Origin of the sequence: Curtobacterium sp. NPDC092190 (assembly GCF_044755625.1) — a bacterium.
In the GTDB taxonomy this organism is placed as follows: domain Bacteria; phylum Actinomycetota; class Actinomycetes; order Actinomycetales; family Microbacteriaceae; genus Curtobacterium.
Genome location: NZ_JBIVRJ010000006.1, coordinates 127,453 through 148,680, shown reverse-complemented (window position 1 = coordinate 148,680; position 21,228 = coordinate 127,453). Strand labels below are relative to the sequence as shown.

Annotated in this window: 17 protein-coding genes; 7 read left to right on the top strand and 10 right to left on the bottom strand. The window is 72.9% G+C overall.

Translation table 11 applies throughout. The annotated features are described in order from the left end of the window. Window positions 1-13 precede the first annotated feature (13 nt). Window positions 14-496, bottom strand: a complete 483-nt coding sequence (locus ACIQFY_RS14740) for a CarD family transcriptional regulator (RefSeq protein WP_017888066.1) — start codon at window positions 494-496, stop codon at window positions 14-16. A 157-nt stretch (window positions 497-653) separates the two neighbouring features. On the opposite strand from ACIQFY_RS14740, the gene ACIQFY_RS14735 reads away from it, so the two are divergent. Continuing rightward, window positions 654-1,304: a hypothetical protein gene (locus ACIQFY_RS14735; RefSeq protein WP_066656653.1), complete on the top strand. Its 651-nt coding sequence runs from the start codon at window positions 654-656 to the stop codon at window positions 1,302-1,304. 105 nt (window positions 1,305-1,409) lie between these two features. Here the strand turns inward: ACIQFY_RS14735 and ACIQFY_RS14730 are convergent, their stop codons facing one another. Both ACIQFY_RS14730 and ACIQFY_RS14725 read right to left on the bottom strand, forming a co-directional pair. After that, window positions 1,410-2,090, bottom strand: a complete 681-nt coding sequence (locus tag ACIQFY_RS14730) for a response regulator (protein ID WP_400340723.1) — start codon at window positions 2,088-2,090, stop codon at window positions 1,410-1,412. Beyond that, window positions 2,087-3,253 carry a sensor histidine kinase gene (locus ACIQFY_RS14725; protein ID WP_400340721.1) on the bottom strand — a complete coding sequence of 389 codons (1,167 nt, stop codon included), beginning with the start codon at window positions 3,251-3,253 and terminating at the stop codon, window positions 2,087-2,089. Before ACIQFY_RS14725 ends, ACIQFY_RS14730 begins: the two co-directional genes overlap by 4 nt. Before the next feature lie 158 nt (window positions 3,254-3,411). Here ACIQFY_RS14725 and phoU point away from each other — a divergent pair, with 158 nt between their 5' ends. Together phoU and ACIQFY_RS14715 are read left to right on the top strand one after the other, a co-directional pair. Then, on the top strand, window positions 3,412-4,083 hold the full coding sequence (phoU, locus tag ACIQFY_RS14720; protein WP_326497010.1) for a phosphate signaling complex protein PhoU: 672 nt from the start codon (window positions 3,412-3,414) through the stop codon (window positions 4,081-4,083). Between the two features lie 22 nt (window positions 4,084-4,105). Next, window positions 4,106-4,654 carry an AAA family ATPase gene (locus tag ACIQFY_RS14715; RefSeq protein WP_251160948.1) on the top strand — a complete coding sequence of 183 codons (549 nt, stop codon included), beginning with the start codon at window positions 4,106-4,108 and terminating at the stop codon, window positions 4,652-4,654. A gap of 60 nt (window positions 4,655-4,714) precedes the next feature. On the opposite strand, the gene ACIQFY_RS14710 is transcribed toward ACIQFY_RS14715, so the two are convergent. Then, a complete protein-coding gene (locus ACIQFY_RS14710; RefSeq protein ID WP_066656688.1) occupies window positions 4,715-5,461 on the bottom strand; it encodes a phosphoglyceromutase in 747 nt (248 codons plus the stop codon). 45 nt (window positions 5,462-5,506) lie between these two features. Here ACIQFY_RS14710 and ACIQFY_RS14705 point away from each other — a divergent pair, with 45 nt between their 5' ends. Next, window positions 5,507-6,280, top strand: a complete 774-nt coding sequence (locus tag ACIQFY_RS14705) for a class I SAM-dependent methyltransferase (RefSeq protein WP_326497012.1) — start codon at window positions 5,507-5,509, stop codon at window positions 6,278-6,280. A 104-nt stretch (window positions 6,281-6,384) separates the two neighbouring features. On the opposite strand, the gene ACIQFY_RS14700 is transcribed toward ACIQFY_RS14705, so the two are convergent. The 3 genes from ACIQFY_RS14700 to ACIQFY_RS14690 all read right to left on the bottom strand — a co-directional run bounded on the left by ACIQFY_RS14700 (window position 6,385) and on the right by ACIQFY_RS14690 (window position 8,544). After that, window positions 6,385-7,458, bottom strand: a complete 1,074-nt coding sequence (locus tag ACIQFY_RS14700; protein ID WP_400340720.1) for a YgfZ/GcvT domain-containing protein — start codon at window positions 7,456-7,458, stop codon at window positions 6,385-6,387. Next, window positions 7,458-8,060: an FABP family protein gene (locus ACIQFY_RS14695; protein ID WP_400340719.1), complete on the bottom strand. Its 603-nt coding sequence runs from the start codon at window positions 8,058-8,060 to the stop codon at window positions 7,458-7,460. Before ACIQFY_RS14695 ends, ACIQFY_RS14700 begins: the two co-directional genes overlap by 1 nt. Before the next feature lie 202 nt (window positions 8,061-8,262). After that, window positions 8,263-8,544, bottom strand: a complete 282-nt coding sequence (locus tag ACIQFY_RS14690) for a hypothetical protein (protein WP_326497014.1) — start codon at window positions 8,542-8,544, stop codon at window positions 8,263-8,265. 118 nt (window positions 8,545-8,662) lie between these two features. Here ACIQFY_RS14690 and ACIQFY_RS14685 point away from each other — a divergent pair, with 118 nt between their 5' ends. The 3 genes from ACIQFY_RS14685 to ACIQFY_RS14675 are packed head-to-tail and all read left to right on the top strand — an operon-like array spanning window position 8,663 to window position 12,273. Then, a complete protein-coding gene (locus ACIQFY_RS14685; RefSeq protein ID WP_066656694.1) occupies window positions 8,663-9,346 on the top strand; it encodes a response regulator transcription factor in 684 nt (227 codons plus the stop codon). Next, on the top strand, window positions 9,346-10,188 hold the full coding sequence (gene mshD / locus ACIQFY_RS14680) for a mycothiol synthase (RefSeq protein ID WP_326497015.1): 843 nt from the start codon (window positions 9,346-9,348) through the stop codon (window positions 10,186-10,188). Before ACIQFY_RS14685 ends, mshD begins: the two co-directional genes overlap by 1 nt. Before the next feature lie 48 nt (window positions 10,189-10,236). Then, window positions 10,237-12,273: a serine/threonine-protein kinase gene (locus ACIQFY_RS14675; RefSeq protein WP_400340717.1), complete on the top strand. Its 2,037-nt coding sequence runs from the start codon at window positions 10,237-10,239 to the stop codon at window positions 12,271-12,273. A 200-nt stretch (window positions 12,274-12,473) separates the two neighbouring features. Here ACIQFY_RS14675 and ACIQFY_RS14670 read toward each other — a convergent pair whose 3' ends face one another. From ACIQFY_RS14670 to ACIQFY_RS14660, 3 genes are read right to left on the bottom strand one after another with little or no spacing between them, the layout of a single operon-like run. After that, window positions 12,474-16,760: an FtsK/SpoIIIE domain-containing protein gene (locus tag ACIQFY_RS14670; RefSeq protein ID WP_400340715.1), complete on the bottom strand. Its 4,287-nt coding sequence runs from the start codon at window positions 16,758-16,760 to the stop codon at window positions 12,474-12,476. Window positions 16,761-16,815: 55 nt separating this feature from the next. After that, window positions 16,816-18,273: a hypothetical protein gene (locus tag ACIQFY_RS14665; protein WP_326497018.1), complete on the bottom strand. Its 1,458-nt coding sequence runs from the start codon at window positions 18,271-18,273 to the stop codon at window positions 16,816-16,818. Then, window positions 18,270-21,053: a hypothetical protein gene (locus tag ACIQFY_RS14660; RefSeq protein WP_326497019.1), complete on the bottom strand. Its 2,784-nt coding sequence runs from the start codon at window positions 21,051-21,053 to the stop codon at window positions 18,270-18,272. Before ACIQFY_RS14660 ends, ACIQFY_RS14665 begins: the two co-directional genes overlap by 4 nt. Window positions 21,054-21,228: the final 175 nt, after the last annotated feature.

Here is a 21,228-nt window from a genome sequence, read left to right as displayed (position 1 = left end):
GCTGCGGTCCGCGCTACGAGGCGAGGACCTCGTCGAGGACGGTCGATGCCTTGTCCTCGTCGGTCTTCTCGGCCAGGGCGAGCTCGGAGATCAGGATCTGCCGGGCCTTGGCCAGCATCCGCTTCTCACCCGCGGAGAGTCCGCGGTCCTGGTCGCGGCGCCAGAGGTCGCGCACGACCTCGGAGACCTTGATGACGTCACCGGACGCCAGCTTCTCCAGGTTCGCCTTGTACCGGCGAGACCAGTTCGTGGGCTCTTCCGTGAAGGGTGCCCGCAGGACCTCGAAGACCTTGTCGAGGCCTTCCTTGCCGATGACGTCACGGACGCCGACCAGGTCGACGTTGTCCGCCGGCACCTCGATCGTCAGGTCACCCTGCGTGACACGCAGCTTCAGGTACACCTTTTCCTCGCCCTTGATGACGCGCGTCTTGACTTCAGAGATGGTTGCCGCCCCGTGGTGGGGGTAGACGACGGTCTCGCCGACCTCGAATTGCATGTATCAGGCTCCGTTCCCAGGACCCCCAGTTTACCACAAGGACCTTTCGGGTAAGGGGCCTGGGCGGCCCGCACCCCCGACGATCGGTAGGATGGACGCGGACCGCCTGGTCCACATCGTGATCTTCCGGAGGAATCTCTTGCGAGCTCGGGTACTCGTGTCCGTCGCCGTTGCGGCATCCATCGCGCTCGGCGCCACCGGCTGCGAGTTCATGTCGCCCGCGCACACCAAGGAGATCAAGCAGATCACCGACGGCGTGAACGTCAGCACCGGCTCGATCGACATCCGGAACGCGCTGCTCATCTCCGACGGCGGCGAGGACGCGCGCTTCGTCGGGAGCTTCATCAACACGGGGTCGAAGGACGTCACCATGAGCGTCGAGGTCGGCGGCGTGACCCAGACGGTCGAGATCCCGGCGAACTCGCACGTCGATCCCGCTGTCCCGGCCGGCCCCTCGAGCGAGGCCGAGTCCAGCGTCCAGTCCGGAGCCGAGACGCAGGGCACGCGCTCCGCCGGCCAGCCGGAGCTCGTCTTCTCGGGCGCCGACGCCGTTCCCGGCTCGCTCGTCAAGACGTACTTCTCGTACTCGGGCGCCGAGGGCGTGTCCGCCAACGTCCCGGTGCTGACCAGCGCGCTCGAGGAGTACCAGACCCTCGCCCCGACGACGTCTCCGTCGGCCACCCCGTCGAGCACGGAGACCTCGCCGTCGGAGAGCGGCTCCGAGCCCACCGGTGACGCCACCGCTCCGGGCACCCAGTCGGGCGACTCGCAGACCGATTCGTCCGAGGGCGACAGCGGCACGAACTGACCGCCGCGCGCCGGACGGGCGCGACGCAGGCACGCACACACGCAACGCACCGGAGGCCCGGTGCCGGTTCCCGGAACCGGCACCGGGCCTCCGGTGCGTCGCCGGTCAGCCCTCGATCCGGTACCCCAGACCGCGCACCGTCACCAGGACCTCCGGGGCGCTCGGCAGGCGCTCGATCTTCGACCGGATGCGCTTGATGTGCACGTCGAGCGTCTTCGTGTCCCCGAAGTAGTCCGACCCCCACACGCGGTCGATGAGCTGCCCGCGGGTGAGCACGCGTCCGGCGTTCCGGAGCAGGAGTTCGAGCAGCTCGAACTCCTTGAGGGGCATCGGCGTCTCCACCCCGTCGACCGACACGGTGTGCCGCTCGACGTCCATCCGGATCCCGCCGACCTGCAGGATGCCGCTGTCACCCGGGTCGTCCTCGGTGCGCCGACGCAGCACCGCCCGGAGCCGGGCCAGGAGCTCCCGGGTCGAGTACGGCTTCGTCACGTAGTCGTCGGCGCCGAGCTCGAGCCCGACGACGATGTCCACCTCGGAGTCCTTCGCGGTGAGCATGATGATCGGCACGTTCGAGCGCGTCCGGACCTGCCGGCACACCTCGGTGCCGCTCAGTCCGGGCAGCATGAGGTCGAGCAGGATCAGGTCGGGGTTCTCGGTGTCGAACTTCGACAGCGCGGTCACGCCGTCCGCGGCGACGGCGGTCTCGTACCCCTCGCGCTGCAGGAGGAACTCCAGGGGCTCGCTCAGGGCCGGCTCGTCGTCGACGATGAGGATCTTGGTCACGATGCCTGCTCTTCCAGTTGCTCTTCGAGTGCGGTGGTGAGTTCGGGATCCGCCTCGGGCAGGCGGATCGTGAAGGTCGAGCCCTTGCCGGGCTGCGACCAGACGCGGACGTCGCCGCCGTGGTTGCCGACGACGTGCTTGACGATGGCGAGCCCGAGACCGGTGCCGCCGGTGGCCCGCGACCGTGCGGGGTCGACGCGGTAGAAGCGCTCGAACACGCGGTCGAGGTCGGCCTCCGGGATGCCGACGCCCTGGTCGGTCACCGCGATCTCGACGAAGCCCTTCGTGGAGCGGACGCCGACGCCCACACGGGTGTGGTCCGGGGAGTACTTGACCGCGTTGGCGATGAGGTTCGACACCGCGACCTGCAGCAGCCCCGGGTCGCCCATGACCCGCAGCTTCGACCGCTTGGCCCGCACGATCTCGATCTCCCGGGCGCGGGCGACGACCTCGTTCGCGTCGACCGCCGCCTGCACGATCTTGTCGACCGACGTCTCCTCGCTGTTCTCGAGGGTGTCGACCGACTGCAGCCGCGACAGCTCGATGATGTCCTTCGTCAGGGCCCCGAGCCGCTCGGACTCGGTGATGAGCTGCCCGGCGAACCGCTTCACGTGGTCCGGGTCGTCGGCGGCGACGACGAGGGTCTCGGCGAGCAGGCCGATCGCCCCGATGGGGGTCTTCAGCTCGTGCGAGATGTTCGCCACGAAGTCGCGTCGGACCTCGTCGATGCGGCGGCTCTCGGTCAGGTCGTCGGCCGTGACGAGCACGTAGCGGTTGCCGAGCTGCGCCGCCCGGAAGCTCAGGTAGCCGACCAGTTCCCCGCTGCGCCCGCGGGGCAGCTCGAGGTCCTCCGACCCCATCTCCCCGCTCCTGCGCACCTGGTCCACCAGGGCGACGAGCTCGGCGTGCACGAGCTTCCGCCGCACGACGAGCCCGACGGTCAGTGCCTGCGGCGACGCGGCGACGACCGTGTTCGAGGGGTCGACGACCACGGCCGGGTTGTGCATCGTGGCGATGACCGCGGCGACGCCGTCGGGCAGCGTCCGTTCCGCGACGTCGGCTGCCCGGGCCGTGCGCTCCGCCGTGATGACCAGCACCACGACCCCTGCGCCGAAGACCCCGCCGAGGAGCATCGACAGTGGCACGAGCCACGCGTTGTCCATGCCGCCAGTGTAGGGATCGTCACGCGGGGTTCCGACGCCGTTCACCCCGCTTCCGCGCAGTCGAGGCCCCGGATCGTGAGGTGTTCAGCCTCAGGTCACCGTTCGTTCACCTGGGCTGACGACACTCGTCCGGTACGCATCAGAGAGGCACATCCCCCATGCGCGAAGTCTTCCAGCAGGAGCTCCAGGACGTCCAGGAGCGTCTGACCGAGATCGCCGGACTCGTCGAGTCCGCCATCACCCGTGCGACGCAGGCGTTCAGCGAGTCCGACGTCGCCCTCGCCGAGGAGGTGATCGCCGACGACGCCATGATCGACCACGCGGCGAACAGCCTCGACGAGATCGCGATCGACATCCTCGCGCGGCAGGCGCCGGTCGCCCGTGACCTCCGCGTCGTCGTGACCGCGCTGCGCGTCAGCTCGTCGCTCGAGCGCATGGGCGACATGGCCGAGCACATCGCGCAGCTCGCCCGCCAGCGCTTCCCCGAGAAGGTCGTGCCGAAGGGCCTGCGCGGCACCTTCAAGCAGATGGGCGCGCACGACGTGCAGATGGCCCAGAAGCTCACGCGCCTGCTCGCGACCGAGGACATCGCTCTGGCCGCGGAGATCCGCGACGAGGACGACGCCGTCGACGAGCTGCACGCGAGCGTGTTCGACTTCGTGCTCGGCGAGACCTGGAAGGGGAACCCGATCGACACGGTCGACGCGACCCTGGCCTCGCGCTACCACGAGCGCTTCGCGGACCACGCGGTCTCGATCGCGAAGAAGGTCGAGTACCTGGCGACCGGCGACTGGACCGGCGCCGCGTCGGTGACGACCTCCCCCGCCTGACGGGTTCTGCCAGGATCGTGGCATGGCTCAGGTCGCGATCGTCGTCAACGGGATGCCCGGTTCGGGCAAGAGCACGGTGGGCGCCGCCCTGGCCGAGGTGCTCGGCTGTCCCTTCCTGTCGAAGGACCGCATCAAGGAACCCCTGGCCGACGTGGTCGGTCCGATGATCGGCTCGCGCGAGCTCGGTGGGATCGCGATGGACACGATGTGGTCGATGGCGCGGGCCGTCGAGAACGGGGTCGTCCTCGACGCCGTCTGGCTGCCGTCCCGTGACCGCGACCGTCTGGAGGCCGGACTCGCCTCCGCCGGCTCACCGCGCGCCGTCGAGGTGTTCTGCCAGGTCGACCGGGTCACCGCCGCGGACCGGCTGCGCGACCGGTACGAGCCCGGCACACTGCCCGTCCGGCACGAGGTGCACGGGGACCTGGCGGAGATCCTGGCCTTCTGGGACGAGCACGGCGACGCGGCCGCACCGATCGGGCTGCCGGGCGTCCCCGTCGTGCGGGTCGACACCGGTCGCCCCTACGACGTCGGGGCGCTCGTGCAGGAGATCGCCGACCACTTCGTCTGAGCCCGCCCCGGGTGCACGAACGCCCCGCCGGTGTCCGGCGGGGCGTTCGTCGTGCTGGTGCTACTTCTTGGCGCCCTGCGCGGCGACCGCGGCGGCACCGGCAGCGGCGGCCTCCGGGTCGAGGTAGTACGAGGGCTTCGTCGGACGGAAGTCGTCGTCGAGCTCGTACACGAGCGGGATGCCCGTCGGGATGTTGAGGCCCGCGATGTCGTCGTCGGAGATGCCGTCGAGGTGCTTCACGAGGGCGCGGAGCGAGTTGCCGTGCGCGGTGACCAGGACGGTCTTCCCCTCGCCCAGGTCCTTCGTGATGTCCGACTCCCAGTACGGCAGCAGACGGTCGATGACGAGCTTCAGCGACTCGGTGCGGGGCAGCTGGTCGCCGAGGTCGGCGTAGCGGCGGTCCCCGGCCTGCGACCACTCGGCGTCGTCCGCGATGGGGGGCGGCGGCACGTCGAACGAGCGACGCCACTCCATGAACTGCTGCTCGCCGTACTGCTCGAGCGTCTGGGCCTTGTCCTTGCCCTGCAGGTCTCCGTAGTGGCGCTCGTTGAGGCGCCAGTCGCGCTTCACCGGCAGCCAGGCCAGGTCGGCCTCGAGCAGGGCGATGTCGGCGGTCTGGATCGCGCGGGTCAGCAGCGACGTGTAGAGGACGTCGGGGACGATGCCCGACTCGGCGATGAGGGTGCCGGCACGCTTCGCCTCCTTCTCGCCGAGCTCGGAGAGCCGGACGTCGACCCAACCGGTGAACAGGTTCTTCTGGTTCCAGTCACTGTTGCCGTGACGCAGCAGGACGAGCGTGGAGGTCATGCGTCCGAGTCTACCGAGCGGGTACGCCTCGGTACCCTGGGGTCCATGCCCATCGGGAACGTCACGCGCGGGACCACCGGGTACAACCGGCTCCGTCGTGTCGACCGCTGGATCGCCGCACTCCCCGCGCTCCGACGGACGGACGACCCGCTCGTGGCCGACGTCGGGTACGGCGCCCGACCGACGACGACCCTGGAGCTCCGCGACCGGCTGGCCCGGGTCCGACCCGACGTCGAGGTCACCGGCATCGAGATCGAGCCGTCGCGCGTGGCGCTGGCGAACGCGGGCACCCGTGACGGGGTGACGTTCCGGCTCGGCGGCTTCGAGACGCCGACGCCCGGTGGCCGCCGGCCCGCAGTGATCCGGGCGTTCAACGTCCTCCGGCAGTACGACGAGTCGGCCGTCGTCGACTCGTGGCGGATCATGCAGGACCGCCTGCAGCCCGGCGGGGCGCTCGTCGAGGGCACCTGCAACGAGGTCGGCCGCGTGGCGTCCTGGGTGACGCTCGACGAGCACGAGCCGCACACGTTCACGCTGTCCCTGCGCGTCGCCGACCTCGAGCTGCCGAGCATCGTGGCGGAGCGACTGCCGAAGGCCCTGATCCACCGCAACGTCCCCGGGGAACGGGTGCACGCGTTCCTGCTCGACCTCGACCGTGCGTGGGCGGTCGCCGCCCCGCTCGGCACGTACGGCCCCCGCCAGCGGTGGATCGCGACGGTGCATGGCATGCGCGACCGAGGCTGGCCCGTGCTGCACGGGGTGCACCGGTGGCGCCTCGGTGAGCTCAGCGTCCCCTGGTCCGCCGTCGCTCCCGCCTGAGCGGCCACCGCGCCACGAGACTCGCCCGGGCGGACACGTCCACGGTCGTGCGGGCGCGAAGACGTCCGCGGGGCCGGGTCTCGCCGGACCGCGTCCGGCGACGACTACGAACGGCGCACGGCTCCGAGCCGGGGCAGGCGCGGGACGTTCGCCGTCGCGCCGGCCTCCGGCGGGACGATCGTCTCCTGCGCGGCCGTGACCACGACGTCGTCGACGGTCAGGGTCAGGGTCAGCGTCACGGCGGGGTCGAGCGAGCGCTTCACGACCGCGAGCCCGACCGGCCCGAGCTCGTGGTGGAGCGCCGACGCGGTGAGCCGCCCGACGTCCTTGCCGTCGAGCTCGACCGCGGTGCCCGGCGCGGGCAGCACGCCGTCCGAGCCGTCCAGGTGCAGCATCACCACGCGGCGCGGCGGGTGCCCGAGGTTGTGCACCTTGGCGACGGTCTCCTGCCCGCGGTAGCAGCCCTTCGACAGGTGCACGGCGGAGCGGAGCCAGTCGAGCTCGTGCGGGATCGTCCGCTCGTCGACGTCCGCGAGCGAGGGCCGCCACGCGGCGATGCGCAGGGCCTCGAACGCGAGCAGCCCCGCGACCGGAATGTCCGACGCTGCCAGCGCAGACACGGCGTCCGGGGTGACCACGTCGATGCGGAGGGTCCAGTCGGAGGCGGGATGGGCCTCCGGGGCGGCGTAGCCCCATCCGCCGGGCGTGACCGACGACCACGGGTCGACCCACTCGACGACCACGCCGTCGGGCGCTGCCGAACCCGCGAAGCGGCCGAGCGTGACGAGGTCGGCCGACCGGTCGGTGACCTCGACGCGGAGCATGAAGCGCATCGAGTCGAGCCAGGCCGCGAGCGGTGCGGCGTCCGCGGGCTCGGTGAGGAGCCAGGTGGCCTCGCCGTCGTCGACCACCCGGGCGGCGTGCTCGACGCGGCCGGACTGGTCGAGGACGAGCGTCTCCGTGCTCGTGCCCGGTGCGAGGCCGGTGAGCAGCTGCGAGGTGATCGAGTTGAGCCAGGACAGCCGGTCCGGTCCGCTGACCGTGACGACCCCGAGGCCGAGCTCGACGACCGCGCGACCGGAGGCGAGCGCCCGCTGCTCACCGACGGGGCTGCCGAAGTGGGCGGCGGGACCGGCCTCGGTCGCGACGAAGCCGTCGCGCCCGCTGAAGGCGGACATCAGTCGACCTTCGCGAGCTGCCCCGAGGCGTGCGAGGTGAGCTGCTGCCCGAGCGCGGCGATGTCCCACGCCCAGAAGAGCTTGCCCTCGACCAGGCCGTACAGGCGGGTCGCGGCCGAGTAGTCCTTCGCGTTCGGCGAGCGCATCACGGCGTCGGTGGCCAGGTCGATCCGGCCCTTCCTGACGCGTCCGACGTAGAGCTCGTTGAGCCCGGTCGGGTGGATGATCGCGGCCTCGACGTCGAAGCCGTCGGTCGTGTTCCGGAGCGCCTCGACGCTCTCCACCGTGCTGAACGGCGCGGGGCCGTCGCCCATGAGCATCGCGGGACCGCGGTCACCGGGCTCGTTCGGCCGGTCGATGCGCCAGTAGCCCATCTCGGCGGCGAGGGGCGTGTGGTCGTCGTCGAGCAGCCACGTCGTCGAGGAGTAGTTGAGGTACGGCAGGCCGTCGTGGCTGAAGCTCACGCGCTGGCCGAACTCGTACTTGCGGGGCTCGTCCTCGTGACCCACCGGGTACTCGACGACGCCCGTGCCCTCCCAGACACCGACGAGCCAGGACAGCGGGACGAGTTCGGGCGCCAGACCCTCGGGCAGTTCGATCAACGCTGACCCTTGAACAGCTTCACGACGACGACGACCGAGATGAACGCGATCGCGAGCGACGCCAGGCCGAGGAGGCCCACGTAGAACAGCTCGAGCGCAAGCAGCGAATCCATGCCGCGAGTCTACGCGGGACGCCTGACGGCGCCAGGGGGCGTGCCGCGCGGTCGCAGGTCGCGCGGTCGCGGGTCTCGGGTCGCGCGGCTCAGCGCGCCAGCAGCACCACGGCCGTGACGAGCACGACGACGAAGGCGCCGGAGGACGCGATGCTGATCCGCTCGACCAGCCCGTCCTTGGTCGCGGTGATGAGCTGCAGCACGAAGCTCACGAGCACGCAGAGCACGAAGACGAGCAGGAGCCAGGCGAACGAGTCCTTCTGCGTCAGGGCCAGCACGAGCACCGCACCGACCACGGCGAGGATCCAGACCGGCAGCACGGAGGTGAGCCGCAGGCGGCGCTGGTCGAGGGGTGGGACGGGCTCGGTCACGCGTTCCATCATGACAGGGCCTCGCCGACCGGGACGCCCGACCGACCGGCCGGTCGGCGGGCCCCTTCCGACACATCACTAGGATGGCTCCACGACGTCCCCTCGTTCTGGAGGTCCTGTGGCCCAGCTCCTGGTACTCACCTCAGCCGCGCCCGGCGACGTCCTGCCGAGTCTCGGTCTGCTGAGCCACCGGATCCGCCACGTCCCGGCCGAGGCCGCCCAGCTGGTCAACGCCCCGCAGAGCGACCTGATGTTCGTGGACGCCCGCCTCGACCTCGTGAGCGCCAAGGCGCTGTGCAAGATCCTCGCGACGAGCGGCTCGACGACGCCGGTCATCCTCGTCGTGACCGAGGGCGGGCTCACCGCGGTGAACAGCGAGTGGAACGTCGACGACGTCGTGCTCGAGAGCGCCGGGCCCGCCGAGGTCGACGCGCGCATCCGCCTCACCACGGGACGCGCCGCCAAGAACCCGTCGGGCTCGAAGATCCAGGCCTCCGGGGTCGTCATCGACGAGGCGAGCTACTCGGCGAAGGTGCGGGGCCGGCCGCTCGACCTCACCTTCAAGGAGTTCGAGCTCCTGCGCTTCTTCGCCTCCCACCCCTCGCGCGTCTTCACCCGCGAGCAGCTCCTGAGCGAGGTCTGGGGCTACGACTACTTCGGCGGCACCCGCACGGTCGACGTGCACGTGCGACGGCTCCGCGCCAAGCTCGGCGACCTCGAGTCGCTCATCGGCACGGTCCGCAACGTCGGCTACCGCTTCAACGTGCACGACGACGAGGCCGACCGGCTGGCGGCCCAGTAGTGCTCGCCGTCGTCGAGATGCTCGCGGCCGCCGCGACCGCCGCGGGCGAGGCCCCGCCGTTCTCCGACCAGACCCTGGTCGACGTGCGCGCCGGCCGTGCCGCGGTGGTCGGGGACGAACGCGGGGTCGCCGTGGTCCGGGACGGCGAGCTGGAACTCGTCGTCGCCCCGGAGGCCCGTGGCCAGGGCGTCGGGTCGGCACTCGTCGCGCAGGTGCTCACCCCGGGCGCCGGGGGCGCGACGGCGGCCTCGGGCGTTCCGCGCCTCGCGTGGGCGCACGGGGACCACCCGGCCGCCCGTGCCCTCGCCGACCGGTACGGCTGGACGCCGGTACGGACCCTGCTGCAGCTCCGGGCGACGGTGTCGGACGAACCCACCGGGGCCGATGTCCCCGACGGGTACCGCATCGACGCCTTCCGCCCGGGCGACCCCGAGGACGAGGACGCCTGGCTGACCCTCAACGCCGCGGCCTTCGCGCACCACCCAGAGCAGGGCCGGATGACGCTCGAGGACCTGCGCGCCCGCGAGGCCGAGCCGTGGTTCTCCGGCGACGACCTGCTGCTCCTGCGCGACGACTCCGGCGCGCTCGCGGGATCGTGCTGGCTCAAGGTCGAGGACGGCGTCGGCGAGTTCTACGCGGTCGCGGTCCGGCCGGACCTGCAGGGGCGTCGGCTCGGCGGGGTCCTGATGCGCGCGGGCTCGGCCCGGCTGGCCGGTCGTGGACTGACCGCGTCTGCGCTCTACGTCGAGGGCGACAACGAGCCCGCGCTGGCGCTCTACCGCCGGTCCGGCTTCACGCAGCACGCGATCGACGTGCAGTACGCCGCAGGGTCCGGCCGGTAACATGACGCGAGGTCGACGAGGGGTCGACCGGGGGCAGTCGGGGGCAACGTGACGGAGCAGGGTCGGGCGCAGTACGGCCGCGGCGAACCGCTCGGTGCGTCGTACCGGCTGGTCGACCTGCTCGGCACCGGCGCGACCGGCGAGGTCTGGCGCGCCGAGCACACCGCGACCGGGGAGCACGTGGCCGCCAAGCTGCTGCGCGCCGAGCTCGCCGCCGACCCGGCCGTCGTCGAGCGGTTCGTCCGCGAACGCACCGTGCTGCTCGGCCTGCAGCACCCGTCGATCGTCCGGGTGCGCGACCTCGTCGTCGAGGGCGACCGACTCGCGATCGTCATGGACCTGGTCGGCGGGGGCTCCGCCCGCGACCTGCTCGCCGACGCCGGGACGCTGCCGCCCCGGGACGCCCTGACGATCACCGCCGAGACGCTCGACGCCCTCGCCGCCGCGCACGGGCAGGACGTCACCCACCGCGACGTCAAGCCCGACAACGTGCTGCTCGCGTCCCCGTGGGCACCCGGCGCCACGGGCGACGTCCGGGTGTCGGACTTCGGGATCGCGTCCGTCATGGCCGACCGGCAGCAAACCACGACCGGGCTGCTCGGCACGCCGCAGTACATGGCCCCCGAGTCGATCAGCCAAGGGCGTTCGGGCCCCGCGGCCGACGTGTACGGCGCCGGGGTGATGCTCTACGAGCTGCTCGCCGGACGCACCCCCTTCGCCGGACCGGGCACCGACTTCGCCGTCGCCTACCGCCACGTCACCTCGGACCCGCCGCAGCTCGACGTCCCCGCGTCGCTGTGGACGGCGGTGTCGACGATGCTCGCCAAGGACCCGGCCGCACGACCCGCGGCCGCCGACGCCGCGGCCACCCTGCGCCGCCTCGCCCGACAGCTGGCCGACGCCCCGGCGCTGGCCCCGACTGCCGATCCGGAGTCCTTCGCCGAGGTCGAGCGGCCCGCCACCGTGGTGCGCGGACTCCGTCCCGGCGGCGGTACCGCGTCCGACGGTCCCCCGGCGGACGGCTCCGGCCCGTCACCTGCTGCTGAGGACGCCGGACCGGTGCCCGAACTCGGGCAGGCGGGCTCGCAGACGGTCTTCCGGCCGCTCGCACGCCCTCCGGTCGCCGCCGCTCGCGAACCCGAGGCCCCGGCGCGCGGCCGGTGGCAGCGCCCGGACTGGCTCACGAACCGCATGCTCGGGCTCGGTGCCCTCGGCGTGGTGCTCGTCGCCGCACTCGTCGTCGGCGGGGTCGTCTGGCTCCCCGGCGCCGTGGGCGGCAAGGACACCCCGAGTGCGGCCCGCACGGCGCAGGCCGCGAGCGCCTACCAGCAGGACCGTCCGCTGCCGACCGGACTCTCGACGACCCGCAAGGCGACCGTCGACCCGCAGGCCGGCACGGTGGACCTGTCGATCACGTACGCCGCCCAGTCCGCGACGCTCCGCGGCCCGCTGCTCGAGGTGGTGCCCGGGGTCGGAGCGCGGTCCGAGTGTCCCGCGGTGACGTGGAGCGGCGACGAGGCGAGTGGTGCCCGGAACCAACCGTCGCTGACCGGCGTCGACGTCCGCTGCGGCTGGACGCTCTCCGACGTGGTGGTCCCGGCGGGCGAGGACCTGACCGTGCAGGCGACCGTGCGACTGTCCGACGTGCCGGACCAGGCCGGGCTCCAGGAGTGGCTCGACGCGGCGGGCAGCGCGACCACGACGGCCGTCACCGACCAGGCCGTGACCGGGACCTCGTACCCCGTGCAGCGACTGCAGGGCGTCGAGGTCCGCACGCCCGACCGCACGGTCAGCCAGACCACGCTGCCCGTGACGCTCGTACCGGTGTGGCCGAGCGGTGCCGACGAACTGAACCCCCTCTACCGCAGCCCCTCGACCGGGAAGCCGTCGGAGATGCTCACCGACGTCGCCGGCGGGGAGGCCGGGGTGCGCTTCGCCGACGGGTGCTCGGGTGCGCTGGCCGTGTCCTCGGACGGCCTCGTCGTGACCGCACTGTCCGTCGCGCCGTCCTGCACCGTCCGCGCGACGGTGGGCAACTTCACGGACCTCGAGAGCTCGCCCTTCGGCATCACCACCCGCGACTGACCGGCGTCCGCCCTCGCGGGACGTGACGTGGGTCACGCCGGGAGGCGCGCGGCGGGCGTGCACCGCGACTCCCGGTCGCGGATCCGCCGGACGGGAGGTGCGTGGCGGCGGTGTGCCGTGCCTCCCGGTCGCGGACCCGCCGGACGGGAGGCACGTGGCGGCGGTGCGATGCGCCTCCCGTCCGGTGGTGGTCGCGCCGGTCAGGCGCCGGCAGCGGCGGTCTGGACGAGCCGGACCGCACCGCCGGATGCGGCGTAGCCGCGGCCGACGGTCAGCGCGACGGGGGCCCGTCTCGGCAGCGTGACTCCGAGCAGTTCGCCGTCGTAGTCGACGTCGGGCTGCAGCAGCACGCCGCAGCGGGACTTCCGGACCGATCGCGTCCAGTGGCTGTAGAGCGATCGGAGGTCGGCGGACCGGCCAGCCGCGACCACGCACAGGCCCGGCCGCTCGGAGGACAGCAGCGAGGCGATCGACTGGTCGGCGTCGTCGAAGCGTTCGGCGTCGTCGACGAGCAGCAGGACCGGGCCCCGCTCCAGGCGGAGGCCGGCCAGCAGGGCGGGGACCTCGTCCGCACCGACCGCGAGGCGGTCGAACACACCGTCGGCGAGCGGGGACCGGCGGTCGCAGACCGCCCACACGGCGGGGCGGACGCCCTCGGCGGACCGTGCCAGGTCGGCGAGGGCGAGGAGCACCGTCGACTTGCCGGAGCGCGCCGGGCCGGCGACGAGCACGTGCTCGCCGTCGTAGACCTCGAGCGCCGCGGTGCCGAGGTCGTCCTCCGCGATGCCGACCGGCAGGCGCCACGGCTCCGTGTCGAAGCGGGCCGGGGTCCGGAGGTCCTGCACCCGGACCGCATCGGGCAGACGTCCGACGGCGCTCGTCTTCGCCGCGGCGTCCGGCCACGCCGTGGCGACCTCGGCGACGGCTCCGGCGAGGGGCACCGACGGCGTCGCGACGTGGCTCTGCAGCTTCGTCGTCGAGTCGATGTACCGACCCGGCACGGGCGGCGGGACGTCCTTCGGACGGACCCCGATGGACGCGTAGTCGTACGGGTCGGCCAGGCGGAACATCCACTTCTGGGTCGTGACCTCGTCCATCGCGGACGGCACGGCCTTCGCCCGCGTCGTGGAGACGGCGAAGGAGATCCCCAGCGCCGGCCCCTCCGCGTAGACGCGGTACAGGGCGTCGAGGAGCTGCTGGCCCTCGAAGTCCTGGTACTCGTCGCGGAGCGCGGCGAGGCCGTCGATCAGGACGACGGCGCGACGTCCGCCGGGGCTCGCACGACGGCGCTCGAGGTCGGCGCGCAGGTGCCGGAGGAAGCGGGCCTGCAGCTCGCCCGCCCCGGCGCCGGACCCGACGTAGGCCGTCGTGTGGGGCAGCTGCGCGAGCGGTGCCAGGTCCCCCGGTCCCATGTCCAGGACGAGGAGGTCGAGGTCGTCGGGGCTCGTCGTCCGCGCGAGGCGCAGGGCGAGGGCGGACAGGGCGGTGCTCGTGCCGCTGCCCGGGATGCCCATCAGGACGAGGTTGCCCTCGTCGAGGTCCCAGCCGCCGGCGACCTGGCGCTGGTGGTCGGGGTCGTCGGCGAGCGCGACGGGCACGAGACGACGCCCGCTGCCGCTGGGCGGTTCCGGGACCTCCGCCAGGTCGACCCGGGCTCCCAGCGCCTCGGGCCAGATGGGGCGGGGTGCCGCGTACCCGGCGGCGTCGTTCGCTGCGCGGATCGCCTCGATGAGGACGTCGAGGTCGGTGTCGTCCGACGCACTCGGCCCGGGTGCGGGCGCCGGTGCCGGGACGCCGAAGACGTCGGTCGGGCGGACGGAGACCGGCTGCTCGACCCGTTCGTCGCGCGCGCGGCCGGTGACCAGGGCGGTCTGCACCGGGGTGATGTCGTCCTGCCCGAGCTTCACGTAGGCGCGGCCGGTCTGCTGGCGTCCGATGCCCGCCGCGGCGGGCACGCCGATGACGTTCGTCGAGTCCTCGCGACTCTGCACGCGGAGCGCCACCCGGAGGTTCGTGTTCGCGAGGATGTCCTCGCTCACGACGCCGGCCGGCCGCTGGGTGGCCAGCACCATGTGCACGCCGAGCGTCCGGCCGACCGCAGCGATCGCGACGAGCGAGGTCAGGACGTCCGGGAACTCCTTCGCGAGCATGGCGAACTCGTCGACGACGAAGAGCAGGCGCGGCATCGGCTCGGTCGGCCGTGTCGCCAGGTAGGCGTCGAGGTTGTCGATGTCGGCACCGGCCGTCGCGAAGACCCGCTGGCGACGCTCGAGCTCGGCCTCGAGCGCGCGGATGGCTCGGTCTGCCAGCTGCTCGTCGAGGTTGCTGATCGTGCCGATGGTGTGCGGCAGCCGCTCGCAGGCGGCGAAGGCGGCGCCGCCCTTGAAGTCGACGAGGAGGAAGTTGAGCCGGGTGGGGTCGTTCCGGGCCGCGAGGCCGGCGACGAACGAGCGGAGGAACTCGCTCTTGCCGGAACCCGTGGTCCCACCGACCAGGCCGTGGGGGCCGTCGCGCACCAGGTCGATCTCGAGGACGCCGGACTCCGAGGAACCGACCGGGGTCGAGGTACCGGTGCTGGTCTGCCAGAGGGTCCGGATGCCCTCGGCGGTGGTCGTGTCGACGGCTGCGGTCCCGTGGCCCGCGCCAGGGGCCGCGGCGCTCCGCGCGAGGAGTTCGGGCAGGCGGACGAGCGACGGCAGCGATGCGCCGGGGACCGTGAGCTCCGGGTCGTCGAAGTGGGCGACGGCGCGGGCGGCGCGCTCCGCCGTGTCCGGGGTGAGGCCGGCGAGCACGACGTCCTCGACCCGCGTGCGGTCCTCGGGGCGGTAGACCGTCGCAGCCGCGTCCGCACCGACCGTGACGATGGACGTGCAGGCGGCGGGCAGCTGCTGCTCGTTCGTCGCGATGACGATGCCGCTCACCCGCTGGCGTCGCTCCCCCGGGCGCAGCGACACACCGGGGACCGCGCGGCCCTGGCCGAGCAGGCTGCGCGCCGGAGCGTCGCGGCCCTCGGTGAGGACGTCGGAGTCCACGACGACGAGCAGGTTCGGCGTGGGCAGCTCGTCGAGCGACTCCTGCAGCCCGCGCAGGACGGCGGCGCTCTGGTCGCGCTGCGCCGACATCCACCGGGCGCCGGTGCTGCTGCCCGCGACGCGCGTGTGCGGCAGCCAGGAGGCCCAGGACCAGTCGTCCTCGCGGCCCGCGTCGCAGAACACCCCGACCGTCAGGTCCGCGGGTCCGCAGTGCACGGTCGCCTGCGCCAGCAGGCTGCGGGCCAGGGCGAGCGCACCGTCGCGGTCACCGACGATGCCGACCACGCCGGCGTCCGACAGGTCGGCGACGACCGGCGCCGCCGTGAGCCGGCTGTCCGCGATCGCGGCCTTCGCCTCGTCCTCGAGCTTCGACGACGCCGCCCGCTGGTCGACCTCGGGACGCCACGGCGCGTCACCGGTACCGGCGTGCAGGCTGAGGAAGTCGTCGTCGTCCGACCGACGCTGCCACAGGTCGGTGGTGGGGACGAGCGCTCGACGCACGACGGTCGCCGGGTCGGGCACGAGGTCCTGCCGGCGGGCCGCCTCGACGGCTGCCGCCGCGGCGATCTCGCCCCGGAAGGTCTCGACCGCCTCGGTGAAGCGCGTCTCCTCCTCCTTCAGGTTCTTCGCCCGGCGGTGCTTCTGCTCGAACCACATGCCGATCGCGGTCACGGGGCTGAGCAGCGCGAACAGTGCGAAGCGGGCGTCCCCGAGCAGGAGCACCATCGCCCCGGCGAGCACGAGCGGAGCCGCCACCGTGATCCAGCTGAACTTCGACGCCGGGGCGACGTCCCTGCGCGTCGGCGGGGACACCGGCTCGGTGTCGGTGAGCCGTCCCGGCCGGGGCGGTCGGTTGAACGGCGCCGTGGCGGCCGGCGTGAGGTTGGGCAACGTGCCCGCTGCCGGCACGGTCGTCTCCGGCAGCTCGGGACGGAGCAGCAGGACCGCGCCGCCCACGATGACGCTCGTGGTCCCGGTCAGCAGGACGCCCTCGTCGTCGATGCGCTCCCCCGCGATGACCGTGCCGTTCGTCGACCCGGAGTCGCGCACCCGGACACCGTCGTCCTCGCGCTCCACGGTGCAGTGCTCCCAGGACGCGCTCTCGGTGGGGAGCACGACGTCCGCCTGCGGAGCGCGTCCGACGACGAGCCGACGGCTGCGCGGCACCGGGACGACGACGCCCGCCCCGAGGCCGCCCGCCAGGGTCACGCTCCACCCGTCGACGGCGCGCGGTGGCTCCTCGGTGGTGCGGGCGACCCGGGACCCTTCGAGGAGCACCAGGTCGCGCAACGGGGTGTCGGAGCTCGTCCGGTGACCGTCGACCGCCAGGGGTGTGCCGGGGTCGAGCGGGGTGCCGAGCGACGCCGCGACGAGGTCTCCCAGCGTGGAGGACTCCGCCCACCCGTCGGCCTCGATCGTCTCGCGGCGGTCGTCGAGCTCGATCAGCAGGCGCATGGGCGGTCCTCCCTGGGCGTGGTGCGGCGGTGCGGGTGGTGCAGGTGGGACGGGGTCAGTCGGTCGAGTCGGAGAACCAGACGAGCGCGGGCGTGGCCCCGTCGTCCTCGGTCGCGGCGGCGGGGCGGAGCCCGAGGTCCTGCGCGGAGGCGGCGAGCACACCGGCGGGATCGCCGAGGGCCTGTCGCGCGCCGAAGTCGAGTGCCGGGCCCGCGAGGCCGTCTCCGGCCCCGAGGTCGAGCCGGGCCAACGCGTCCGACACCTCGGCGGCGTCCGTGCTCCGGGCCGACCCGACGGCCGTCACCAGCGCGACGACCGCGTCGTGACTGCGGGCGTCCGCCACCGACGCCACCGATGCGAAGGACCGGTCGCCGGTCAGGTTCTTCGCGTCCGCGTCGTCCGCGAGGACCCGCACGCCGCCGAGGAACGCCGACATGGCGCGGCCCTCGGCGTCCGAGGACAGGGCGCGGGCGTCGTCGGTCTCGACCCCGACGGTGCGGAAGGCGCCGCTGAGGCTGCCGCCCGCCTGGGCGAGCGCAGCCGCGAAGGCGGGGCTGGTGGCCTCGGGGGTCAGGACGACCGGAGCGGTGACGTTGGCCTCCTGGAGGGCGGCGACGAGCGCTCCCTGTCGTCCGGCCGGACCGCTGACGACCACGGCGTCGGAGTCGGGTGCCGCCTGCTCGTCGCCGTCCTGCTCGGCTCCGGCCTGCTCGGCTGCAGCCTGGTCGTCGGCCGTCGTGGCGTCGGCCGTCGTGGCGTCGGTGGAGCCCGCCGCCGCGCCGGTGCGCTGCGCGACGGTGGTGGCGAGAGCGCCGAGGTCGGGTGCGCTCGTCGCGTCGAGGACGTGGGCGAACCGCACACCGGACGGCGCTCCGCCGCCCAGGTCGACGAGCAGCGGCGACGCGGCGTCGCCGAGCGCGTCCTGCAGCGCCGTCGCGACGGACTCCGTCGACGGCGCGGTCGACCAGGCATCGTCCGCGCCGGCCGCGTACGGTGCGACGACCGGGATGCCGGCGTCGGCCGCCGCGGTGAACGCCCCACGGACGTGGTCGCCGGACGTGGCCACGACGATGCCCGAGACGCCGTCGGACGCGAGGGCCTCGACGGCCTTCCGTGCGCCGTCGGCGGACCCGCCGTCGTTCTCCGTCACGAGTTGCACGTCCGTGCCGCCGAGCTCCAGGCGACGCTGCGCCACCAGGGCACCCTGCGCGGCGTCGTCCCACTGGGCACCCTCGCCGTCGCCGAGGGTGACCACGACGCCGATCTTCGTGCCGTCGGGGACGTGGGCGACACTGATCGGCACCGGTGCCGTCGCGGAGACCGCCTCGGCCGGGGTCGAGGCGGAGACACGCACCGCGAGCAGCGCGGTGACGACGGCGGCGACCACGAGGACGGCCACCGCGACGATGATCGCGGTGCGGCGGCGCCTCCGGGTCCGGGCGGCGTCGGGCGCTGCGGTCTCCGCGGGCTCCTCTGCGGCCGCCTCGGTCGAGTGGTCCTGCACGTGGCTCATCGCTCGGCTCCGATCCGGAAGGCGTAGAGCGTCGTCGACGTCGCGCTGGACGGAACGTCGAGACGGAAGGCGGGGAGCTTCGCCGCCCGGTCGAGCGAGGCGCGGAACTGCTGCTGCTGCAGGAGGATGCCCGCGACGTCCTCGGCACGGACGTTGGCGTAGCCGGAGGCGTTCTGCGACGCGAGGGCGAGCTGGTAGTCGGCGGAGTCGGACTTCGCTGCGCTCGTGGCCATCGCACCGAGGATGCCGGAGCCGTTGACCTCGCGGTCGCCGAGGTCGAGCATCACGCGGTTGAGGTCGCCGGTGAGCAGCGTGCTGGCGCCCTCGACGTCGCGGACCGAGGCGCTGGTGCTCGCGTCGATGCGCTGGAGGCTCGCCGCGGTCTGCTCGTCCACGGACGAGGCGAGGCTGCTGCTCTGCTCCTGCAGCGAGCCCTTCTGCTCGTCGATGGTGCCCTTCGAGTCGCTCGTGACCTCGCCCGAGGTGGTGCGCAGGCCGGCGATCGACTTGTCGAACGCGTCGACGACGGCTTCTCGGCTCGTGCCGGCGGTGTCGCTGACCTTGCGCACCTGCTCGTCGATGAGGGCCTGCACCTGCTTGCCCGAGTCGTCCGACGCCTGCTGGAACGCCTCGCGCACGGCGTCCTGCAGCTCCGCCTGCTGGTCACGCACCTGCTGGAGCTGGTCGTTGACGACAGCGCCCGACTCGATCGCTGGGTCCAGCAGGGCTTGCAGGTCCGTGACCGACTGGTCGACCGACCCGCTGTCGTCCCGGATCGCCTCACGCAGGTCACGCACACCGGGCTCGAGCGAGTCGACAGCAGCGGCGAGGTCGCGCACGGCGGGCCCGACACCGCTGGCGGCCGAGAGATCGGTACCGGTGACGACGTCGTCCCACGCCGCCGCCTGCTCGTCGAGCCGCTCGTCCATCGGGGTCGAGAAGCCGAAGCCGGGGCGGAGCGTCGTGCCCTCGGGCTGATCCGTTCCCGGGCAGGGCTCCGCGGTGAGGTAACCCCGCAGGGTGTCGACCTGGTCCTGGTCGAGGTCCCCCGGGCTGAGGACGCCCGGTCGGGCGAGCTGGCACAGGCGATCGGCGAGCGCCCGGTTCTGCGCCTGCAGGGTCGACTTCCCGAACAGGCCGGAATCGTCGAGGTCCCCGACCTCCGCACGCGCGGCGACGGCGCGCCGGTGCACGCTGGTGACGGCCTCCTGCACCGGTCGCACCGACGCGTTGGTGGTGGTGACGAGCGCGTCGAGTGCTCGCAGCTTCTCGCCGACCGTGCCGTCCTCGTCGCTCGCGATGTCCTGCAGCGCCTCGGAGATCTGCTGCAGATCCCCGTTCAGGTCGTCCGACTGCTCGATCGCCTTCTTCGCGAGGTCCGGGTCCAGCCCGTCCGCGAGCTGCTGCCCCTTGCTGACCAGGCCGATCAGCGAGGTGTTGACGGCAGCCGACGATTCCCAGAGCGCGCAGGTCAACGAACCACGGGCCTCCTCGGCGGCGCAGGCCGTGGCATCCGGAGAGGTCGGCCCCACCGAGGTCGCGAGCTGCGCGCTCACCTGCTGCTTGCACGCCTCGCTCGCGTCGGCGTAGCCCTCGAGCTGCGCGGACACGCGCAGCAGGTTCCCGTAGACGCTCGAGCCCGCTGCACCGGTCTGCGGGACCGCGTTGCATCCCTCACCGTCGAGCACCGCCTTCGGCGCCGTCGCCGACGTGTCCCCGAGCAGCGCGTCGAGGCTGCCCGTCGTCTGCTGCAGCTGCTGCAGCACCGTCGACTGCGTCGCCTGCACGGTCGAGCCGAGGTCACCGTTCAGCGAACCGAGCTCACCCGACAGCGACTGCATCGTGCTCGCGAGCGACGCGCTGCTCTCCTGCAGCCGCTCCGCCGTCCGCACACCGAGGGTCTCGGACGTCGACTCGAGGTTCGTGCGGACCTCGGTGATGGTCCCGCCGGCACGGGCGAGGACCTCGTTGACCTGCGCGATGAGGTCGATCGTCCGACGCTGCAGGGCGAGCTCGGAGTCCGTCTCGGACCCGAACGCCCCGTTCATCACGCCGCTGGTCGACAGGTCGGTCGTCAGCCCGGGCTGCGCCGCGACGTCGATGGCGGGCGTCGAGAAGTCACGGACGTCGGCGACGAGGTGCAGCGTGCTGCTCGCTCCCGACGTCGGCGGCGCCAGCAGCCGGCCCCACTGCACGACTGCGTCACCGGAGGCGTTGGTGCTCACGACCCCGTCGGTGGACGCGCCGCCGTCGACGGACTCGGTCACGATGCGGTCCGGTGCGACCCCGTCGAGGACGGTCGACGCGGCGACGCTGAACGGTGCGCCGACCAGCGCCGGCGTGGAACGGGACGCCCCTGCGACGTCGTACGACAGGTTCTGCGACCGGACCGTGAGGTTCTCGACGGTGACGTCGATCTCGACGCGACCGGAGTACCCGTCGAGGTCGGCGAGGTCGGTCCCGGAGCGCTTGTCGGTCGTGTACTGCGTGGTGATCCGGAGCGGCAGGTCCCCCGCCGCGTCCTGCACGTCGTGGTCGACGGTCTTCGAGGACGAGCGCGTGCCGGCGACCGAGATCGTCGTGTCCGAGATCGCGTTCACGGCGCCGTTCGTCGTGAGCGTCGTGTCCACCGTCTGCAGCACGCGTGACGGATCCGTCACCTGGTCCTGGTCGGCGGTGCACCCGGCGAGCACCAGCGCGAGTGCGCCCGTGACGGCCACCACTCCCGCGATGCGGCTCCCCTGCCGGTTCCCGGTTCCCCCGGCGCGCGTCAACATCACGATCGTCCCCCTCAAGAATCGACTGCGTGGTCGATCCTAGCCGCTGAAATACCGTGAGGTTCCGTCCTCCACAGGAGGAGACCACCCCCGTTCGAGCCACAGCACGGCGACATGCGAACTTGCGGGGCCTGCTGGAATTGATACTCTGCACAACGCGCCCTGGGGGGATCACCGA

Bases quoted from the DNA above. Each gene is read 5' to 3' on its own strand.
- ACIQFY_RS14725 (WP_400340721.1), bottom strand. From the start codon at position 3,253: ATGGACAACGCGTGGCTCGTGCCACTGTCGATGCTCCTCGGCGGGGTC.
- ACIQFY_RS14740 (WP_017888066.1), bottom strand. From the start codon at position 496: ATGCAATTCGAGGTCGGCGAGACCGTCGTCTACCCCCACCACGGGGCG.
- ACIQFY_RS14665 (WP_326497018.1), bottom strand. From the start codon at position 18,273: ATGAGCCACGTGCAGGACCACTCGACCGAGGCGGCCGCAGAGGAGCCC.
- ACIQFY_RS14715 (WP_251160948.1), top strand. From the start codon at position 4,106: ATGGCTCAGGTCGCGATCGTCGTCAACGGGATGCCCGGTTCGGGCAAG.
- ACIQFY_RS14705 (WP_326497012.1), top strand. From the start codon at position 5,507: ATGCCCATCGGGAACGTCACGCGCGGGACCACCGGGTACAACCGGCTC.
- ACIQFY_RS14700 (WP_400340720.1), bottom strand. From the start codon at position 7,458: ATGTCCGCCTTCAGCGGGCGCGACGGCTTCGTCGCGACCGAGGCCGGT.
- ACIQFY_RS14670 (WP_400340715.1), bottom strand. From the start codon at position 16,760: ATGCGCCTGCTGATCGAGCTCGACGACCGCCGCGAGACGATCGAGGCC.
- phoU (WP_326497010.1), top strand. From the start codon at position 3,412: ATGCGCGAAGTCTTCCAGCAGGAGCTCCAGGACGTCCAGGAGCGTCTG.
- ACIQFY_RS14710 (WP_066656688.1), bottom strand. From the start codon at position 5,461: ATGACCTCCACGCTCGTCCTGCTGCGTCACGGCAACAGTGACTGGAAC.